The 16,732-nt window shown below is 59.7% G+C and carries 24 protein-coding genes; 6 read left to right on the top strand and 18 right to left on the bottom strand.

The genetic code is table 11. The features are described 5' to 3' along the window. Positions 1 to 56: 56 nt before the first annotated feature. From rnc to folK, 13 genes are all read right to left on the bottom strand, one after another. On the bottom strand, positions 57 to 737 hold the full coding sequence (gene rnc / locus ACR0LX_RS14045) for a ribonuclease III (RefSeq protein ID WP_480784246.1): 681 nt from the start codon (positions 735 to 737) through the stop codon (positions 57 to 59). Next, complete coding sequence (lepB, locus tag ACR0LX_RS14040; protein ID WP_480784245.1) at positions 734 to 1,573, bottom strand: signal peptidase I; 840 nt, start codon at positions 1,571 to 1,573, stop codon at positions 734 to 736. The genes rnc and lepB overlap by 4 nt, the downstream gene beginning before the upstream one ends. A gap of 61 nt (positions 1,574 to 1,634) precedes the next feature. Beyond that, on the bottom strand, positions 1,635 to 2,054 hold the full coding sequence (gene acpS / locus ACR0LX_RS14035) for a holo-ACP synthase (RefSeq protein ID WP_480575388.1): 420 nt from the start codon (positions 2,052 to 2,054) through the stop codon (positions 1,635 to 1,637). Then, positions 2,051 to 2,512, bottom strand: coding sequence for an ABZJ_00895 family protein (locus tag ACR0LX_RS14030; protein WP_480784244.1), 462 nt, complete (start codon positions 2,510 to 2,512; stop codon positions 2,051 to 2,053). Before ACR0LX_RS14030 ends, acpS begins: the two co-directional genes overlap by 4 nt. Before the next feature lie 78 nt (positions 2,513 to 2,590). Continuing rightward, a complete protein-coding gene (locus ACR0LX_RS14025; RefSeq protein WP_480784243.1) occupies positions 2,591 to 3,568 on the bottom strand; it encodes an NADPH:quinone reductase in 978 nt (325 codons plus the stop codon). An 88-nt stretch (positions 3,569 to 3,656) separates the two neighbouring features. After that, positions 3,657 to 4,091: an ABZJ_00895 family protein gene (locus ACR0LX_RS14020; protein WP_480784242.1), complete on the bottom strand. Its 435-nt coding sequence runs from the start codon at positions 4,089 to 4,091 to the stop codon at positions 3,657 to 3,659. A gap of 66 nt (positions 4,092 to 4,157) precedes the next feature. Further along, positions 4,158 to 4,781 (bottom strand): LysE family translocator, encoded by a 624-nt coding sequence (locus ACR0LX_RS14015; RefSeq protein WP_480784241.1) that lies wholly within the window; start codon positions 4,779 to 4,781, stop codon positions 4,158 to 4,160. Next, positions 4,778 to 5,398: a LysE family translocator gene (locus tag ACR0LX_RS14010; protein ID WP_480784240.1), complete on the bottom strand. Its 621-nt coding sequence runs from the start codon at positions 5,396 to 5,398 to the stop codon at positions 4,778 to 4,780. Before ACR0LX_RS14010 ends, ACR0LX_RS14015 begins: the two co-directional genes overlap by 4 nt. Next, positions 5,395 to 6,141, bottom strand: a complete 747-nt coding sequence (locus tag ACR0LX_RS14005) for a pyridoxine 5'-phosphate synthase (protein ID WP_480784239.1) — start codon at positions 6,139 to 6,141, stop codon at positions 5,395 to 5,397. Before ACR0LX_RS14005 ends, ACR0LX_RS14010 begins: the two co-directional genes overlap by 4 nt. Then, a complete protein-coding gene (locus ACR0LX_RS14000) occupies positions 6,134 to 6,832 on the bottom strand; it encodes a DUF2062 domain-containing protein (protein ID WP_480575405.1) in 699 nt (232 codons plus the stop codon). The genes ACR0LX_RS14005 and ACR0LX_RS14000 overlap by 8 nt, the downstream gene beginning before the upstream one ends. A 16-nt stretch (positions 6,833 to 6,848) precedes the next feature. After that, entirely contained in the window at positions 6,849 to 8,981 is a 2,133-nt protein-coding gene (locus ACR0LX_RS13995) for a RelA/SpoT family protein (protein ID WP_480575408.1), read from the bottom strand. 26 nt (positions 8,982 to 9,007) lie between these two features. After that, entirely contained in the window at positions 9,008 to 9,361 is a 354-nt protein-coding gene (rpoZ, locus tag ACR0LX_RS13990; RefSeq protein WP_008758344.1) for a DNA-directed RNA polymerase subunit omega, read from the bottom strand. Positions 9,362 to 9,455: 94 nt separating this feature from the next. Beyond that, on the bottom strand, positions 9,456 to 10,037 hold the full coding sequence (folK, locus tag ACR0LX_RS13985; RefSeq protein ID WP_480784238.1) for a 2-amino-4-hydroxy-6-hydroxymethyldihydropteridine diphosphokinase: 582 nt from the start codon (positions 10,035 to 10,037) through the stop codon (positions 9,456 to 9,458). Between the two features lie 124 nt (positions 10,038 to 10,161). Here folK and ACR0LX_RS13980 point away from each other — a divergent pair, with 124 nt between their 5' ends. The 6 genes from ACR0LX_RS13980 to ACR0LX_RS13955 all read left to right on the top strand — a co-directional run bounded on the left by ACR0LX_RS13980 (position 10,162) and on the right by ACR0LX_RS13955 (position 14,209). Then, positions 10,162 to 10,737 carry a LabA-like NYN domain-containing protein gene (locus ACR0LX_RS13980; RefSeq protein WP_039532761.1) on the top strand — a complete coding sequence of 192 codons (576 nt, stop codon included), beginning with the start codon at positions 10,162 to 10,164 and terminating at the stop codon, positions 10,735 to 10,737. A 196-nt stretch (positions 10,738 to 10,933) separates the two neighbouring features. After that, positions 10,934 to 11,884, top strand: coding sequence for a 4-hydroxy-3-methylbut-2-enyl diphosphate reductase (gene ispH, locus ACR0LX_RS13975; RefSeq protein WP_480784237.1), 951 nt, complete (start codon positions 10,934 to 10,936; stop codon positions 11,882 to 11,884). Then, complete coding sequence (locus tag ACR0LX_RS13970; protein ID WP_480784236.1) at positions 11,881 to 12,471, top strand: class I SAM-dependent DNA methyltransferase; 591 nt, start codon at positions 11,881 to 11,883, stop codon at positions 12,469 to 12,471. Before ispH ends, ACR0LX_RS13970 begins: the two co-directional genes overlap by 4 nt. Continuing rightward, complete coding sequence (gene rnhA, locus ACR0LX_RS13965) at positions 12,464 to 12,931, top strand: ribonuclease HI (protein ID WP_480784235.1); 468 nt, start codon at positions 12,464 to 12,466, stop codon at positions 12,929 to 12,931. Before ACR0LX_RS13970 ends, rnhA begins: the two co-directional genes overlap by 8 nt. Further along, entirely contained in the window at positions 12,928 to 13,551 is a 624-nt protein-coding gene (locus ACR0LX_RS13960) for a trimeric intracellular cation channel family protein (RefSeq protein WP_480784234.1), read from the top strand. Before rnhA ends, ACR0LX_RS13960 begins: the two co-directional genes overlap by 4 nt. A gap of 55 nt (positions 13,552 to 13,606) precedes the next feature. Next, positions 13,607 to 14,209 carry a COG3904 family protein gene (locus ACR0LX_RS13955; protein ID WP_480575426.1) on the top strand — a complete coding sequence of 201 codons (603 nt, stop codon included), beginning with the start codon at positions 13,607 to 13,609 and terminating at the stop codon, positions 14,207 to 14,209. Between the two features lie 9 nt (positions 14,210 to 14,218). Here the strand turns inward: ACR0LX_RS13955 and ACR0LX_RS13950 are convergent, their stop codons facing one another. The 5 genes from ACR0LX_RS13950 to def (ACR0LX_RS13930) are packed head-to-tail and all read right to left on the bottom strand — an operon-like array spanning position 14,219 to position 16,669. Then, positions 14,219 to 14,455 carry a GlsB/YeaQ/YmgE family stress response membrane protein gene (locus tag ACR0LX_RS13950; RefSeq protein WP_480784233.1) on the bottom strand — a complete coding sequence of 79 codons (237 nt, stop codon included), beginning with the start codon at positions 14,453 to 14,455 and terminating at the stop codon, positions 14,219 to 14,221. Position 14,456: 1 nt separating this feature from the next. Continuing rightward, positions 14,457 to 14,693, bottom strand: a complete 237-nt coding sequence (locus ACR0LX_RS13945) for a hypothetical protein (protein WP_480575432.1) — start codon at positions 14,691 to 14,693, stop codon at positions 14,457 to 14,459. A 6-nt stretch (positions 14,694 to 14,699) separates the two neighbouring features. After that, a complete protein-coding gene (gene fmt, locus ACR0LX_RS13940) occupies positions 14,700 to 15,614 on the bottom strand; it encodes a methionyl-tRNA formyltransferase (protein WP_480784232.1) in 915 nt (304 codons plus the stop codon). 45 nt (positions 15,615 to 15,659) lie between these two features. Further along, positions 15,660 to 16,154, bottom strand: coding sequence for a peptide deformylase (def, locus tag ACR0LX_RS13935; RefSeq protein WP_480784231.1), 495 nt, complete (start codon positions 16,152 to 16,154; stop codon positions 15,660 to 15,662). Further along, positions 16,151 to 16,669: a peptide deformylase gene (def, locus tag ACR0LX_RS13930; RefSeq protein WP_480784309.1), complete on the bottom strand. Its 519-nt coding sequence runs from the start codon at positions 16,667 to 16,669 to the stop codon at positions 16,151 to 16,153. The genes def (ACR0LX_RS13935) and def (ACR0LX_RS13930) overlap by 4 nt, the downstream gene beginning before the upstream one ends. Between the last annotated feature and the right edge of the window lie 63 nt (positions 16,670 to 16,732).

The following is a 16,732-nucleotide window of genomic DNA, read 5'->3' as shown; positions in this document are numbered from 1 at the left end:
ACGTCAGCCCCCTCGCCCCCTATTTTTTGGGCCAGAGGAAGCGCGAAACCGGGCGATTAAGACGGCAGCCTGTCCAACAACGCTTTGGCGGCGGCTTGTTCCGCCTGCCGCTTGGACCCGGCGGTCGCTTGTGCCTCGGTTCCGTCCTGTAGGCGCGCTGCGATGGTGAAAACCGGCGCGTGATCCGGACCGCTGCGCTTGATTTCGACATAGGCGGGCGGTTTTTGCCCCCGTGCCTGCGCCCATTCCTGAAGCGAGGTTTTGGCGTCCCGCGCGTCGGCCTCGACATTGTGGATGCGGTTGCCCCACAGATGAAGAATGACGTCGCGCGCCGCCTCAAACCCCGCATCGCGATAGATCGCGGCGATCACCGCCTCCATCGCGTCGCCCAACAGGGCTTGTTTGCGGCGGCCGCCTGACAGCATTTCCGACCGGCCCAGCTTCAGAACGGCACCCAGGTCGATCTGACGAGCCACATCGGCACAGGCCTCTTTCCGCACCAACGCGTTGAAGCGCGGGGCCAGCTGTCCTTCCGAGGCCGTCTTGTCGGCCTCTAGCAGAGCGGTGGCCATCACCAGTCCCAGCACGCGGTCACCCAGAAACTCAAGCCGTTGGTTGTCGGGCCGGGTCGGAGAAGAAACAGAACCGTGGGTCAGAGCGCGCAGCAGCAAATCAGGGCTGTTGAATTCATACCCCAACCGCTGCTGGAACGCCCTTATTTCGGCTGACAACTTCAATTGACCGCCTTGAAGAACCGGTCGCCGCGCCATGTCCAGAAATACAGCATGGATCGGCCCGCCGACGAGAACATGATGCGATCCGCGCGACCGATCAGGTTTTCGTATGGCACGTAACCCACACCCCCGACTGATTGCGGCAGACGGCTGTCAGCCGAGTTATCGCGGTTGTCGCCCATGAAGAAATAGTGCCCTTCGGGGACGACATAGACGCCAGTATTGTCCGAGCCCTGATTGCCGATATTGAGGACTTCATAGGATACGCCATTGGGCATCGATTCGATATAGCGCGACTTCTCACAGGTGCCGCCAAATCCAACCGGGCCGTTTTCGCAACGCGGTTTGAGACCCTGAGGCCCTTGTGCCTCTGCAACTTCGGTAAAGACGCCATCGGGTTCCTGTGGAAGCGCGGTGCCGTTCAGGATCACGGTACCGTCGCGCACCTGGACACGGTCGCCGGGCAGCCCGATCAGGCGCTTGATGTAGTCCCGACCCGTCACCGGGTGGCGGAAGACGATGACGTCGCCGCGTTCGGGGTCGCCGCCCCAAATGCGGGTATCCCCGTCACCCTGCATCCAGCCACAGATGTCTTCGGCATCAATGTTCAGGCCGACGCTCGGGATGATCAGGCTGGGGCACGAGGCATAGGAGTAGCCATAGGCCATCTTGTTGACGAATAGGAAATCACCGATCAGAAGCGTGGGCTTCATTGAGCCAGACGGAATCCAGAACGGCTGAAAGAACAATGTTCGAAACACGCCTGCGATCAGCAGCGCATAGACGATGGTTTTGATCGTCTCCCAGACACCACTTCCTGATTTGGCTTCTTCGGCCATACTGCTCTCTCCAGCTCACTCTCGTCTTTGGGGTGCTACATGCGGGGCCGGTGGGGGCAAGTCAAGGCTGCGCGGGCGCTTCTTGAAGCGGGCGCGCCTCGATCAGCACAATGGCCTGTGCCCAGGGGTGATCGTCGGTCAGCGTGACGTGGATGATCGCCTCATGCCCCGGAGGGGTCATCTGGGCAAGTCGCTCTGCCGCCCAACCTGTCACATGCATCACCGGCTGGCCGGTACGCAGATTGGTAACCGACATGTCCTTCCACGCGATGCCCATCCGCAGGCCGGTGCCCAGCGCCTTGGAACATGCCTCTTTCGCGGCCCAACGTTTGGCATATGTACCCGCGGTGTCGTGCCGCCGTTCGGCTTTGCGCTGTTCGATATCGGTAAAGACGCGATTGCGAAACCGGTCGCCAAACCGGTCCAGCGTACCTTGGATACGGTCGATATTCGCGAGGTCGGTTCCGATGCCGAGGATCATGCGGTGTTCTCTGTTTTGGCGCGTCTTGCCAAGGCCTTGAGTTCTATCTTCGTGCTGGTCGGGAATAGTACTGCATTTGAAACCAACGCCACAGCGGTCAGGAAGGTCATCAATCCAACTATATGACCATGCACATGCCATCCTACGAGATGATGCATGTAAATAGGCCCGATGCCGGTCAGCGCCAAAAGCAAGTAGGCAACATAATTTATGACAAAGAATATGAGTGTCGACAGAAATGCGAAGGCCACCAATTCGCGCCAGTTCGGCATGCGTCCAAAGGCACGCGCAGCGATGCGTCCGGCAACGGCCGCCGCCAATAGTGCCGACACAACGGGAATCCCGGCATTCGTGAGATCAACGCCCGCAAAATCTCTGAGTACGACCAAAACAACTGGAAGCAGCATTCGGATCACAACCAGCCATATTGTATAGCGCCAAAGCATCGTTCCAATCACAGAGGCTTCCTTTCAAACTTCCGTGGCAGGGCCAAGCTCTCCAAGCCTGAACGATAGTGCCCGGCTAGTCGGAGCAAATCAAACTGCCAGCACCACCGTACCCAGCTTTTTCCCGGCCTCGACCATCTGATGCGCGGCGACCGCGTCCTCAAGGCCACCGGCCGGGACGACCGCGTGGCTGAGCGCGCCCTGTTCCAGCCATGCGCCCAGTTGCGCCTCGCCCGCTCGGCGTGCGGCAGCGTCCAACATGTAGACGATCAGCATATGCAGCCGGATATTCTTGAACATGAAGCCATAGAAATCCAGTTCTGGCCGCATTTGCGAGGCTGAGGCATAGCTCGCGATGGTGCCGCCGGGTCGGATCAGCGACAACGAGGCGCTTTGATTGGCGGCGAAATCAACCTCGACGATCCGGTCAACACCTGCGCCTTGGGTCAGGTCCATCACCGCCTCGGTCACGTCTTGTGTGCGATAGTTGATCCACTCGGACGCGCCCGAATGGGCGGCTTTGTCCTCGGAACTGACCGTCGTAATCACTCGCGCGCCACCCAGCGCCGCCATTTGACAGGCGTAGCGCCCGACCGTACCCGCGCCGCCGGTGACCAGAACCGTCTGGTCCGTGATCGGACCGTCGCGATACAGCGCATACCACGCGGTCATGGCCGGTATGCCGAAACAGGCCCCTTCGGCAAAACTCGTCGTTTCCGGCAACGGCACGGCCTGTTCCGAGGGCAGCGAGATGTATTCGGCCCCGGTTCCGAAGGCACGCTGCCATTGGCCATTCCAGATCCAGACCCGCTGGCCGACACGTGCCGGATCGACTCCCGACCCAACAGCTTCGATGACACCGGCCCCGTCGGAATGCGGCGTCACGACCGGGTAAGGCATGACTGCACCTGGCCGCGCGCCAGCCCTCAGCTTGACGTCCGACGGATTGATACCACTTGCATGGACACGCACCAGTACTTCGCCCGGGCCGGGGTCGGGCGTGGGCAGTTCGATGAGTTCCAGCACATCCGGCGCGTGACCAAAACTGCGATATGCTATGGCTTTCATTGTTCCCTCTCTATGCCTCTCTGACCGCGGGCAAATAACAGGCTACCATGTCGCGAATATCTGGGCGGCCGCCAGCCCCTCTTCGCTTTTACCGGCTCACGCGTCGTAGTCTTTTCATGGCCCCTCGGGCGCCAGACCAAACGAACACGCGGCACATCAGGATTGCAAGGGCCAGCATCATTCCGAAACCAACAGCCAAGAAAGTCATAGGGACCCCAGCGACGACATCTGCCGCGCCGGGTATCACCAGAAACGCAACGACCGACAGTCCGCAACCGATAAGCATGCCGACGACTCCCATGATCAGCGCGGCAAACCACATTTCACCACCGCTAGGCATTGCGCCGAAGCTCTCTACGTATTTCTTGCCCTCATTTAGTGCACCGGCGAGAAATGGCACGAAGGGGATGAAACTGCTGAAGAGGTTGATCTTGAATACGGCCTCAATCGCGAACAGGGCCAACGGAACCGCGATACTTGTCGCCAGAAACACCAGTGAAAATCTAAGGATGCTTGCGCCCATCTAATTGTTTCCTTTTAAATAATTCGGTGATGAGATTTCTTGTTCAGAGTCTTTTCTGTTTCGCTCTTAGCCAAGACGTACGGTAAGAATCTTGTAGCTCGCCACGCCGAAGAACCCAGCAAATGCAAAGTCGAACCAGCGCCGGGCGCGGCGGTAGGCGGCAACCATTTTCTCTGACGAGAACAGAAACGCGTAACCGATGAAGATTATCAGCGATCCGGCATAAAGCAGTCCGAAATACCCCAACAGCATGGTCAGGCTGGCGTCATTTGGTGCGACGATGGCGTAGATGGAGCCCCAGCTCAGGATCGCCTTGGGGTTGGTCAGGTGAATGGCCGCGCCTTTGGCAAAGATCGACGGCAGCGAGCCTTTGACCGGGTTGCCCAGCGCAACCTCATCCGAGGTCATGGCGCGACGCAGGGCTTTCAGCGCCAGCCAGCCCAGATAAGCGACGCCGACATATCGGATCACTTCGAACACCCAGACATTGGCCAGCATGATCGCCGACAGGCCCAGCGCTGCCGCGATCCCCCAGGCGGCAGACCCCGCGCAAATGCCCAACGCAAAGGCCAGCCCGGCCGTGCGGCCCTCGTTCATGGCAGTCCCCGCGATGCCCATTGTGGCAGGACCCGGAGAGCCCCCGGCCATCAGCCATGCGATCCAGATGGCAACGAAACCCGAGGTGATCATCGCGCAAAGGCCGATCTGATCAGGCCGAGACCGGCGACCGCGAACAAACCGGCGACAACGCCATCAATCCAGCGGCGAAACCGGCGGTATCCGGCCATCATGCCGCTGACTGAAAACAGCATCGAATAGAGAAAGTTGTTGATGAAACCCGTGAGGATGCAGACGGCGGTGGCGGCGGCAACGGCAAACAAGCCGTCATCCGGGCCAAGGCCAACCGACAGGGCTGCCATCCATGCGATCACCGATTTCGGGTTGGACAGGTTGAGGATCAGCCCACGTAAAAACCACCTGCCCCTGGCGGGTACTGAGACTTTGTCGGCGTCGGATCGCATCGCGGAACGTCCGGATTGCCACGCCAGCCAAAGCAGATAGAGGCCACCCAGCATCTTGAGCACCATGAGCACGTAAAGGGAACTTTGCAGCACCGCCCCCATTCCGCTGGCGGCAACCAAACCCCAGGATACCAAACCGCAGGACAAGCCTGCTCCGTAGATAAGGCTGGTCTTGCGCCCAAAGCTCATCGCAACTGCTGCGTTGGAGATATTTGCAGGCCCGGGCGAAACTGCAACCACAAAGAAGGCAAGCGCGGTGACTGCAAGAGATGTCAGGTCGATCATGCCCGTGCCGCATCCATCAAGCGACGCATTTCCTGAATTGCCGGGGTGAGGCCCAGAAAGATCGACTCGCCAATCAGGAAATGACCAATGTTCAGCTCTTTCACCTCGGGGAACGCTGCAACAGGTTGCACCGTGTCATAGGTCAGCCCGTGGCCCGCGTGCACTTCGAGGCCAAGCGAGTGGGCATAGCTGGACATGGCACGCAGAGCCTCCAGTTCCTGTGCGGCATCTTCCATGCGGCCTTCGGCATGGGCGTCGCAATAAGCGCCGGTGTGTAATTCGATCACCTCGGCCCCTATCCGATGGGCGGCTTCGATCTGGCGCTGGTCTGCGGCGATGAAGATCGACACGCGGCATCCGACCTCCCGCAGTGGCGCGATGAAATGCGCCAGTTTGTTTTCCTCGCGCGCAACTTCCAGCCCGCCTTCGGTCGTGCGCTCCTCGCGTTTTTCGGGGACGATGCAGACCGCGTGCGGCTTGTGGCGCAGGGCTATTTTCTGCATCTCATCGGTTGCGGCCATCTCAAAGTTCAGCGGAACTGACAGGACTTCCATCAGCCCGTCGATATCGGCATCGGAGATATGGCGGCGGTCTTCGCGAAGATGCGCGGTAATGCCATCCGCCCCCGCCTCTTCCGCCAGTTTGGCGGCGCGCAAAGGATCGGGATAGGCCCCACCCCGCGCATTGCGCACCGTCGCCACGTGGTCGATATTCACACCCAGACGCAGATAAGTGTCAGACATCCTTCGAATCCTTCATATGGTCTTGGGCCGAGCCTAATTCGTTTACCACCGAAACGGCAGTCTCTGACTGTGCCAATCGCTTGATTTCTTCGAATTTCGCTTTGATCCTGGCCCGGCGACGTTTTTGATAGGTTCGGATCACGGGCAGGCTGAGATAGGCACAAATGATCCCCGCCACGATCCCTGGCAGCACCCCGCCGATCATATAGGGAAAGAACACTTCGTCATAAAACACCTCAAGCCCGTGCCAGTCGGCCACGCGGTCGGTGAACATCGCCAGAAAGTTGTTTTTCAGATCCCCGATCGCGTCTGCGAACTTGCCCATAAGCCCGTGGGTGTCGCCCTCTTTGAACGTGGTACCCAACAGGAAATGCCCGGTTTGCAAACTGATCACGCCAATGGGCACATAGGTCAGCGGGTTACCGAAGAACGTCCCCGAAAGCGAAGCCAGGATGTTGCCGTTGAAAAGTCGGGCAAGGACGGCGGCCACGACGAAATGCAGGCCGTAAAAGGGCGTGAAGGCGGCAAAGACCCCGGCACCAATGCCACGAGCGATACGTTCCGGAGTGTCCGGCAGCCGACGTACGCGGTGCTTGACGTAATGAAAGGCCCGGGTCCATCCCCCGCGAGGATAAACCAATTCTGAAGCGATCTGGACAGGCGAGCGTCGATCTCGGCGCTTGAAAACCACTCCTGATCACCCCTTCTCAGCTTGCCGCAACCGTGGGCCTCGCCCGGTCCCGATACCTTTCAACCGCAGCGACATCGCTTTCCGCCTCAAGCATCAGCATCAGCGAGTGCAATTGTTCGAGGTCGCGCAGTTCGACGCTGATCTGCAAACGGTAAAAGTCCGGTTTACGGTCAACGAATTCAAGGTTCGAGATATTGGCCTTTTTCTCGCCGATCAACGTGCAAATACGCCCCAGCACACCGGCATCGTTGCCGATGGTCAGGTCCAGCGTCGCGCCATAAACCGCAGGGTGCGTGCCAGAGTGCCAATGCAGATCGACCCAGCGTTCGGGCTCTTCTTCGAATTCCGACAGGCGGTCACAGTCGATGGCATGCACCACCACGCCCTTGCCGCGATAGGTGATGCCAACGATGCGCTCACCCGGCAGCGGTTGGCAGCACGGCGCGCGATCAAAGCTTTGGCCCGGTTCCAGACCAATGACCGCGCGACGCATCGGGATGGCATCGCCTTCGTCTTTCGCGAGTTCGGGGTAAACGGCGTTCACCACATCATGCGCCGTCAGTTCGGCGCTGCCCAGACGGGCAAGCAACTCTTGCTGATCCTTCAGGCGCAGGTGTTTGGCCGCCGTATCCAGGGCCTTATCGGTGGCCTTGCGGCCAACGTTTTCGAACCCGGCGCGGGCCAGCTCTTTGCCCAGCTTGATGAACCGTTTGCGGTCAACTTCGCGCAGAGCGCGGCGGATCGCAGTACGGGCCTTGCCGGTAACTGCAATCTCAAGCCATGTCACCTGCGGTGTCTGGCCATCCGCGGTGATCACATCGACCGACTGCCCGTTTTTCAGCCGCGTCCACAGAGGGACGCGAATCCCATCCACCTTGGCCCCCACGCAGGCATGGCCGATGCGGGTATGGATGGCATAGGCGAAATCGATCGGCGTCGCCCCGCGCGGCAATTTCACAACATCGCCTTTGGGGGTGAAACAGAACACCTGGTCGGAATACATCTCCAACTTGACGGCTTCGAGGAAATCTTCGTGATCATCCTCGCTGTCGAACTGCTCGGTCAGGTTGGCGATCCACTTGGCGGGGTCGACCGCAAAGGGGTTTTCCGAGCGCACACCGTCCCGATAGGACCAATGCGCCGCAACGCCGGTTTCGGCCACATCATGCATCTGGCGGGTGCGGATCTGAACCTCGACCCGTTTACCGTCACGGCCCGAGACCGTGGTGTGGATCGAGCGATAGCCGTTCGATTTCGGCTGGCTGATATAATCCTTGAACCGCCCCGGCACCGCGCGCCAGCGCTGGTGAATTGCACCGAGGGTGCGATAGCAGTCTTCTTCGGTTCGGGTGATGATGCGGAAACCGTAGATGTCGGACAGGCGCGAAAAGCCCTGATCCTTTTCCTGCATCTTGCGCCAGATCGAGTAAGGTTTCTTGGCACGGCCAAAAACCTCGGCCTCAATGCCCGCTTTCTCAAGTTCATGCCGCATGTCGCCGGTGATCCGGTGGATCACATCACCGGTTTCGCGTTGCAGGGTGATAAAGCGGCGGATGATCGATTGGCGGCCTTCGGGGTTCAGCACGCGGAAAGCGAGGTCTTCCAACTCCTCGCGCATCCATTGCATACCCATCCGGCCCGCAAGCGGCGCATAGATGTCCATTGTCTCGCGCGCTTTGACCGCCTGTTTCTCGGGCCGCATCGCCTTGATGGTGCGCATATTGTGCAGACGGTCGGCCAGCTTGACCAAAATGACCCGCAGATCCTTGGACATCGCCATGAACAGCTTGCGGAAGTTCTCGGCCTGTTTCGTCTCGCGGCTGGACAGCTGCAGGTTGGTCAGCTTGGTGACGCCATCGACCAGCTTTGCGACCTCTTCCCCGAACAGCTCGGACACCTTGCCGTAATTGGCTTTGGTGTCTTCGATCGTGTCGTGCAGCAAAGCGGTAATGATCGTCGCATCATCCAGACGCTGTTCGGTCAGGATGGCGGCAACGGCAACAGGATGGGTAAAATAAGGCTCGCCCGAGTGGCGGAACTGCCCTTCATGCATCTGCTGCCCGAACTCGTAGGCGCGGGCGATGCGCTCGGCATTTGTCTTGGGGTTGTAGTTGCGGACCAGCGCAATCAGGTCGTCTGCAGAAATCATCCGGTCCGCACCTTCGTCGTTGGGGCTTACCCCTGGCCCTGAGCCTCCATCAGCGCGCGCAGGAGCTTTTCTTCGGACATGTCGTCATCTGCGGGCTTGTCCGATTCGGCACCCATCAACAGCGCCATCTGATCTTCTTCAGGCTCATCAACCTCGATCTGAGTTTGGTTCGCCTCGATCAGACGTTCGCGCAAATCGTCCGCGCCCTGCGTCTCGTCGGCGATTTCGCGCAGTGAAACAACGGGGTTCTTGTCGTTGTCGCGGTCCACGGTGATCGACGCACCAGCAGAAATCTCGCGCGCCCGGTGGGCGGCAAGCATCACCAGTTCGAACCGGTTCGGAACCTTGTCTACACAGTCTTCGACCGTAACGCGGGCCATGGGGCGCTCTCCGTATTTGAATCCGTGACAGGAAAACGATTATCTAAGCCCGTTTCGCTGCCTTGACAAGCAGGAAATGCAGCAAATGCGCGTATCAAACAGGTGTAACTGCGGCAATATCCGCGTCCGGCAAATCGGTCAGCATCTCGCGCACGGTTTTGCGCAGCACCGGATGATGCCAGTCGGCTGCCACGTCGGCCATCGGAACCAGGACAAAGGCGCGGTCCTGCATGCGAGGATGTGGCAGAATCAGCTGATCCGGGGCCTGCTGCGCCTGCGCCTGCGCAGGCAAGGTGCGCCAACGGTCATATTCGGCCCGATCCGGCAGCACGACATCGTCCCAGCACACCAAATCCAGATCCAGCGTACGCATGCCCCAGCGCTGCACACGCTCGCGCCCGAAACCCCGCTCGATCCTGTGAAGAATTGCCAGAATTTCTTCCGGAGACAGGGGTGTTTCAATCAACACCGCTGCGTTGACGTAATCCGGACCAGCTCCGGCGGGAAAGCATGGCGTGGCAAAAAACCGGCTTTGCGTGCGAATCACCAAACCAGCGTCGCGCAGCGCAATAAGCGACTGCTCAAGCGTCACCTTGGGACTGTTTCCTCTCAGACTGAGATTTGCTCCCAGCGCGATAACTGCTTTTGCGCATGTTTTTTCCAAATTTGACCCCACATTCCATACACAGCATACTTGCCATAAAGGCCAGAACACTTATTTTGTAGTCACCATTGCTCCGACTTATTTTTCACACTCACGAATGCACAGGTGCAGTGGTTTATACCGGAAGGGACTATTTATGTTTTATAAGGACGAACGGCTAGCGCTGTTCATCGACGGCTCGAATCTTTATGCAGCCGCAAAAGCACTTGGGTTTGATATAGACTACAAGCTGCTGCGTCAGGAATTCATGCGCCGGGGGAAGTTGCTTAGGGCTTTCTATTACACAGCGCTACTGGAAAATGACGAGTATTCTCCGATCCGCCCATTGGTTGACTGGCTGCATTACAACGGCTTCACCATGGTCACGAAACCGGCCAAGGAATACACCGACAGCATGGGGCGTCGGAAAGTCAAAGGAAATATGGACATCGAACTGACGGTAGATGCCATGGAACTGGCACCGCGCGTCGACCATATCGTGCTGTTCTCGGGCGATGGGGATTTCCGCCCGCTGATTGCCAGCCTGCAACGTCAGGGCGTGCGCGTGTCGGTGGTATCGACGATCCGCAGCCAGCCACCGATGATCTCGGACGAACTGCGCCGCCAGGCAGACAATTTCATCGAGTTGGAAGATCTGCGCGACGTTATCGGCCGCCCTCCGCGTGAGATGCCGGCCGAAACCCGCAGTGTCATGGCAGCGGGCGGCAAGTAAACCTGCATCGATTGCAACAGGTTTGATGGGCAAATAGCGGCCAGATTCCGGGGAGAATCTGGCCGCCTTGTTTTAACGATGACTGCGTTCTCAAATACCGGTTTTGTACCAACCGTCTATGTCAGTTAAATGACACTGTCTGATCACTGGACCCGCGTCCGCAAAAGCCTTACCTGTCCCTGTTAAGGAGACAGCCATGACCAAACCTCCACTCACCCTGTATCTCGCCGCCCCGCGCGGGTTCTGCGCTGGTGTCGACCGCGCCATCAAGATCGTCGAGATGGCGCTGCAGAAATGGGGGGCGCCAGTTTATGTGCGTCACGAGATCGTGCACAACAAATTCGTGGTGGACGGGTTGCGCGCCAAAGGTGCGGTCTTTGTCGAAGAATTGGACGAATGCCCCGATGACCGCCCGGTGATTTTCTCGGCCCATGGTGTTCCCAAATCCGTCCCGGCCACCGCCGCACAGCGCGAGATGATCTATGTCGATGCCACCTGCCCGCTGGTGTCCAAGGTCCATGTCGAGGCCCAGCGTCACGCGGATGCCGGGCTGCAGATGATCATGATCGGGCATAAGGGTCACCCCGAGACCATCGGCACGATGGGTCAATTGCCCGATGGCGAGGTGCTGCTTGTGGAAACGGTCGACGATGTGGCCAGCGTTCAGGTGCGTAACCAGGATAAGCTGGCCTTTGTTACTCAGACCACGCTCTCGGTTGACGACACCAAGGACATAATCGCCGCGCTCGAGGCACGGTTTCCCGCCATCGTCGGCCCGCACAAGGAAGACATCTGTTATGCGACGACCAACCGGCAAGAGGCAGTGAAGGCCGTCGCCCCGATGTCGGATGCCCTGCTGGTGGTTGGTGCGCCCAACTCCTCGAACTCGCGCCGCTTGGTCGAGGTCGCCTCGCGCGCAGGGTGCAGCTATGCGCAACTGGTGCAGCGCGCGACCGATATCGATTGGCGTTCGCTGCAAGGGATATCCAGCATCGCCATCACCGCCGGGGCGTCGGCCCCCGAAGTGCTGGTCAACGAGGTGATCGATGCGTTTCGCGACCACTTCGACGTCACTGTCGAAATGGTCGAAACCGCGGTTGAGAACGTCGAATTCAAGGTACCCCGCGTATTGAGGCAACCCGCATGACACAAGATCAACGTACGATCGACGCCTACACCGCGCGCGTGGCGCAATATCTGGAAGTACCCATGCCCCCGGAACAGTCAAAGGCACGACAAGACTTTGCCGACGCCGTCGGCGCGGATGGTTACGTGCTGGATCTGGGCTCTGGCCCCGGATCCGACAGCAGTTTCCTGATGCGTCAGGGGTTGAAAGTCCGGGCGTTGGACGCCACCCCGGCCTTTGTCGAACATGCACGAGACAACGGCGTTGACGCGCATCTGGGCACTTTCGACGATCTGACCGAAGCGGGTGAATACGATGGGGTCTATGCCAGCTTCTCGCTACTGCACGCACCGCGTGCCGATTTTCCGCGCCATCTGGCCGCGATTTACCGGGCCCTGAAGCCGGGTGGTCTGCTTTTTCTGGGTATGAAACTGGGAACCGGCGAACATCGCGACGCGCTGGATCGCTACTACACCTATTATTCCCAATCCGAGATTGAGGATGCACTGACCGCAGCCGGTTTCACGATCGACCGTCACGTCAAGGGTGTGGGCGCGGGGCTGGCCGGGTCCTATGACGGGTTCATTCTGGTCTTCGCCAATGCCTGACCTCTACGCCTATACCGACGGTGCCTGTTCCGGCAATCCCGGCCCAGGAGGCTGGGGCGTGCTGCTGCGCGCGATGGACGGGGACACCGTCCTGAAAGAGCGCACGTTGCAGGGCGGCGAGGCCGAAACAACCAATAACCGCATGGAATTGCTGGCCGCTATCAGCGCATTGGAAACACTGGAGCGGTCGTCGAAAATCACCATCGTCACCGACAGCGCCTATGTCAAAAACGGGGTCACTGGCTGGATCTTCGGGTGGAAACGGAACGGCTGGAAAACCTCGAACAAAAAGCCCGTCAAGAATGTCGATCTCTGGCAACGGCTGGATGAGGTACAGACCCGTCATGATGTGACCTGGGAATGGGTCAAGGGCCATGCGGGCCACCCGGAAAACGAACGCGCGGACGAACTGGCGCGGGCGGGCATGGCACCCTTCAAACCCAAGAAGGCCCAGGCGTGATCTGGCTTGATGTTCTGGACTATGCCTCGGTTCTGGTTTTTGCCCTGACCGGCGCGCTGGTCGCCAGCCGGGCGCAGCTTGATCTGGTCGGGTTCGCGTTCATGGCCTGCCTGACCGCAGTCGGAGGCGGAACCGCCCGCGACCTGTTGCTGGACCGACACCCGGTCTTCTGGGTCGATCAGCCAGCCTATATCCTGATCGCCTGCGCCGCCGCTGTTCTGGTGTTCTTTACCGCGCATCTAGTGGAAAGCCGGTACAACTGGCTGATCTGGCTCGACAGCTTCGCCCTGTCCATCGCCGCCGCCGCCGGGAGCGGCGCGGCGCTGTCTGTCGGGCAAACGGGTGTGATCATCGTTCTGATGGGGGTCACGACCGGCTGTCTGGGCGGTTTGATGCGGGATGTGGTCTGTAACGAGGTGCCTCTGGTTCTGAAGCAGGGTGAGCTATATGTTTCCTGCGCCTTTGCCGGATCGTTAAGCGCGGTCGTGACCTATCAACTGGGGTTCGAGGTTCTGCCCGCTCTGGCGCTATGTGCCATTGTGTGCTGGGCGCTCAGGGCCGGGTCACTGCTGTTTGGTTGGAAATTGCCGGTCTACAAGGCGCGTCCGCCGCGCCGGTAGACGGAAACCGCAATCATTGGTATCACTTTGCGATCAGCGTTTTGCGAGGCGTCCGATGAAACACCGCATTCCTTTCCTTGTAATTGGCCTGTCCCTGCTGACTGCCTGCGCCGAGCAATACACGCCTGTCAGCTTTGTGGCCGAGGGCGATCAGATCATCGCAAACGGAACGATCGACCACACCACCTTGCAATCATTCCTCGAGGTCACTTCCGACAACCCCGATGCCAAGACACTGGTGTTGCAGAATATCGAGGGCTCGGTCGACGACGATGCCAATGTCGTGTTCAGTCGCGTTGTACATGTCAAAGGGTTTGATACCGTGGTTCCCTCGGACGGGCTGGTCGCCTCGGGCGGGACCGACCTGTTTCTGGCAGGCAACCAGCGGGTTCTGAACCCCGGTGCCTGTGTCGGCGTCCACAGTTGGAGTGGATCAGGTATTGTTGCAACCGAACTGGATGCGACCGACCCCGAGCATGGCAGGTATCTGGAGTATTTCCGCGATATCGGTGTCGAGGACGAGTTCTATTGGTTCACCCTCGCCGCCGCCCCAGCGGATGACATGCATTGGATGACCGCAACCGAAGCGGATCAGTTCGACATGACAACGCGTGGATCGCCACAACTGGGGACTGCGGCTGTTTGCGATGAGCGATAATTCGGCGCGTTACCGGCGTATGTAGGTCTGCCAGACCCAGATCACCAAAAGCGCGCCAAGCACCGCGCCGACAAAGCCTGACAGCCAGCCCATCACCGCCAGCAACGTGCGCAGAACCAATCCGCCGACAAGGGCACCAACGATGCCGATCAGCATGGTGGTCGGGATATCTGCCTCGATCCGCATCAAGCGGGTGGCCAGAAACCCGGCAGCGGCACCAATGATAATCAGGGCGATCACGGACATCCTATTTCCTCCAATGTGTCGGAACGATGATCAGCGCGCCGATAGATGAGATCACCGCATTCAGACCCGGTGCGCCAAAGCTGATGCCAAACATGATGCGGACGAAATAGAACAGAAACGCGCCACCAACGCAGATGATGATGGATTGCAGATACCCGTTATGGGTAAATCCCGTCTTTTCGGACAGGTAACCGACGATCCCGGCGATGACGACGGTGCCCATCAGGATCATGAACATAAGGCGTTACTCCACAGACAAGCGACTGCCGGCCGGAATGGGCCAGCCCCGCAGAAAGGTTGCCTTATCCTGCGCGCCTTTGCCTGCCCGTTGCAAGCGTAACAGGTCAACCGCCCCTTCGCCGCAGGCCACAGTCAAGGCGTCGTCCAGAACTTCGCCCGGCGCGCCCTGTCCTTCCGCCAGGCGCGAGGCCAGCAGTTTGATGCGCTCGCCATTTATCTCGGTCCAGGCGCCGGGAAAGGGCGAAAGACCACGGATTTGCCGGTCAACCTCGGCGGCGGGGCGCGACCAATCGATCCGCGCCTCGGCCTTGTCGATCTTGTTGGCATAAGTGACGCCAAGCGCGGGTTGAGGGGTTGGCACCAGTTCCGGCAAGCGGTCCAACGCCCGAACGATCAGGTCTGCTCCCATTCCGGACAGACGGTCATGCAGCTGCGCTGTGGTCTCTTCGATCCCGATTTCAGTCGCCTGACGCATCAGAACCGGCCCGGTGTCCAGTCCGGCCTCCATCTGCATGATGCAAACTCCGGTCTCTGCGTCACCTGACATGATTGCCCGATGGATGGGCGCGGCCCCACGCCAACGCGGCAGCAGGCTGGCGTGAATGTTCAGACAACCTTGCGCGGGCGCATCCAGAATGGCTTGTGGCAGGATCAGGCCATAGGCCACGACCACTGCAACATCTGCGTGCAGGGCAGCAAAGCTTTGCTGTTCGTCCGCAGATTTCAGCGAGACCGGATAACGAACCGGAAGACCCAGCGCCTCGGCCCGTGCATGAACCGGCGTTGGCCGCTCTTTCTTGCCGCGACCGGCCGGGCGCGGTGGCTGGCAGTAGACTGCGGCAATCTCGTGCCCGGCATCGACCAGCGCGTCCAGCACCGGCACCGAAAAATCGGGGGTTCCCATGAAGATGATGCGCATTTGCGGCTCCGGCTGGGGGTGCCGGGCTGAAGCCCGGCTTACGGATCAGGGTTGCTTTCTGGCTTTGCGCAGCAGCATGTCGCGTTTGACCTTGCTGAGCCGGTCGAAATACATCCGCCCGTTCAGGTGATCGATCTGGTGCTGCACGCTGGTCGCCTCGATCCCGACAAAGTCGCGGCGATCGATCATGCCGTGCGCGTTCAGGAACTTTACCGTCACCGCGCGCGGGCGTTTCACCTTGGCCGAGACACCCGGCAGGTTCGGGCTGGCCTCGTCATGCTCGCGCAGCTCGACCGAGGCGTGCAGGATTTCCGGATTGGCCAGACGCACCGCCTTGCCCCGTTGGGTCGAGCCATCAACGACCGCCAGCCGCAGCATGACGCCGATCTGCGTCGCGGCAAGGCCAACGCCCGGCATCGCCTCCATCGTGTCGATCATATCGTCCCAGATGGCGCGGATATCGTCGGTGATTTCGGTGACGTCTTCAGCCATTGTCCGCAGGCGCTTGTCTGGCCAGGACAGGCAGGTGCGCACGGTCATGTGCGGGCCTTCTCGCGCTTGAGCTTCTGCATCTTGCGCGTGATCATCTGGCGTTTCAGCGGCTTGAGGTAATCGATGAAAAGCTTGCCGTTCAGGTGATCGATCTCATGCTGAACACAGGTGGCCCACAGCCCGTCAAACGTCTCTTGTTGCGCGTTCCCGTCGCGGTCGATCCAAGCGACGTCCACCACTTTGGGGCGGGTCACCTCGGCATATTGCTCGGGGATCGACAGGCAGCCTTCCTCATAGACGTTGGATTCGTCCGACGAGGCGATGATTTCGGGGTTGAACATGATCAGAGGGCGTGGCGCTTGCCCTTCTTCCTTGATGCAATCCACAACGATCAGCCGATCAAGCACCCCGACCTGCGGGGCGGCAAGGCCGATACCCGGCGCGTCATACATGGTCTCAAGCATGTCGTCGGCCAGCTCACGCAGCGCGTCCGACAGGTCAGCCACCGGGGCACAAACCTTTTTCAGCCGAGGGTCGGGATGGATCAGAATATTGCGTTTCATGAGGCTGATGTATGACATCGCGCAGCGCACCGCAACGGCCCCCTTGCGCCCGCCGCAATTGTG

This window comes from Ruegeria sp. CH11 (assembly GCF_056537105.1).
Note: the sequence above shows the minus strand (reverse complement) of the source record. Positions and strands in the feature narration are given on the sequence as shown.

Excerpts from the sequence above, each read along its gene's own strand:
- acpS (WP_480575388.1), bottom strand. The coding sequence starts at position 2,054 with ATGATCCTCGGCATCGGAACCGACCTCGCGAATATCGACCGTATCCAA.
- ACR0LX_RS14015 (WP_480784241.1), bottom strand. The coding sequence starts at position 4,781 with ATGATCACCTCGGGTTTCGTTGCCATCTGGATCGCATGGCTGATGGCC.
- fmt (WP_480784232.1), bottom strand. The coding sequence starts at position 15,614 with ATGCGCATCATCTTCATGGGAACCCCCGATTTTTCGGTGCCGGTGCTG.
- ACR0LX_RS13980 (WP_039532761.1), top strand. The coding sequence starts at position 10,162 with ATGTTTTATAAGGACGAACGGCTAGCGCTGTTCATCGACGGCTCGAAT.
- ispH (WP_480784237.1), top strand. The coding sequence starts at position 10,934 with ATGACCAAACCTCCACTCACCCTGTATCTCGCCGCCCCGCGCGGGTTC.
- rpoZ (WP_008758344.1), bottom strand. The coding sequence starts at position 9,361 with ATGGCCCGCGTTACGGTCGAAGACTGTGTAGACAAGGTTCCGAACCGG.
- ACR0LX_RS13955 (WP_480575426.1), top strand. The coding sequence starts at position 13,607 with ATGAAACACCGCATTCCTTTCCTTGTAATTGGCCTGTCCCTGCTGACT.
- ACR0LX_RS14025 (WP_480784243.1), bottom strand. The coding sequence starts at position 3,568 with ATGAAAGCCATAGCATATCGCAGTTTTGGTCACGCGCCGGATGTGCTG.
- def (WP_480784309.1), bottom strand. The coding sequence starts at position 16,669 with ATGAAACGCAATATTCTGATCCATCCCGACCCTCGGCTGAAAAAGGTT.
- rnhA (WP_480784235.1), top strand. The coding sequence starts at position 12,464 with ATGCCTGACCTCTACGCCTATACCGACGGTGCCTGTTCCGGCAATCCC.
- ACR0LX_RS14010 (WP_480784240.1), bottom strand. The coding sequence starts at position 5,398 with ATGATCGACCTGACATCTCTTGCAGTCACCGCGCTTGCCTTCTTTGTG.
- def (WP_480784231.1), bottom strand. The coding sequence starts at position 16,154 with ATGACCGTGCGCACCTGCCTGTCCTGGCCAGACAAGCGCCTGCGGACA.
- ACR0LX_RS13970 (WP_480784236.1), top strand. The coding sequence starts at position 11,881 with ATGACACAAGATCAACGTACGATCGACGCCTACACCGCGCGCGTGGCG.
- ACR0LX_RS14005 (WP_480784239.1), bottom strand. The coding sequence starts at position 6,141 with ATGTCTGACACTTATCTGCGTCTGGGTGTGAATATCGACCACGTGGCG.
- ACR0LX_RS14020 (WP_480784242.1), bottom strand. The coding sequence starts at position 4,091 with ATGGGCGCAAGCATCCTTAGATTTTCACTGGTGTTTCTGGCGACAAGT.
- lepB (WP_480784245.1), bottom strand. The coding sequence starts at position 1,573 with ATGGCCGAAGAAGCCAAATCAGGAAGTGGTGTCTGGGAGACGATCAAA.
- ACR0LX_RS13950 (WP_480784233.1), bottom strand. The coding sequence starts at position 14,455 with ATGTCCGTGATCGCCCTGATTATCATTGGTGCCGCTGCCGGGTTTCTG.
- ACR0LX_RS13995 (WP_480575408.1), bottom strand. The coding sequence starts at position 8,981 with ATGATTTCTGCAGACGACCTGATTGCGCTGGTCCGCAACTACAACCCC.
- ACR0LX_RS13945 (WP_480575432.1), bottom strand. The coding sequence starts at position 14,693 with ATGTTCATGATCCTGATGGGCACCGTCGTCATCGCCGGGATCGTCGGT.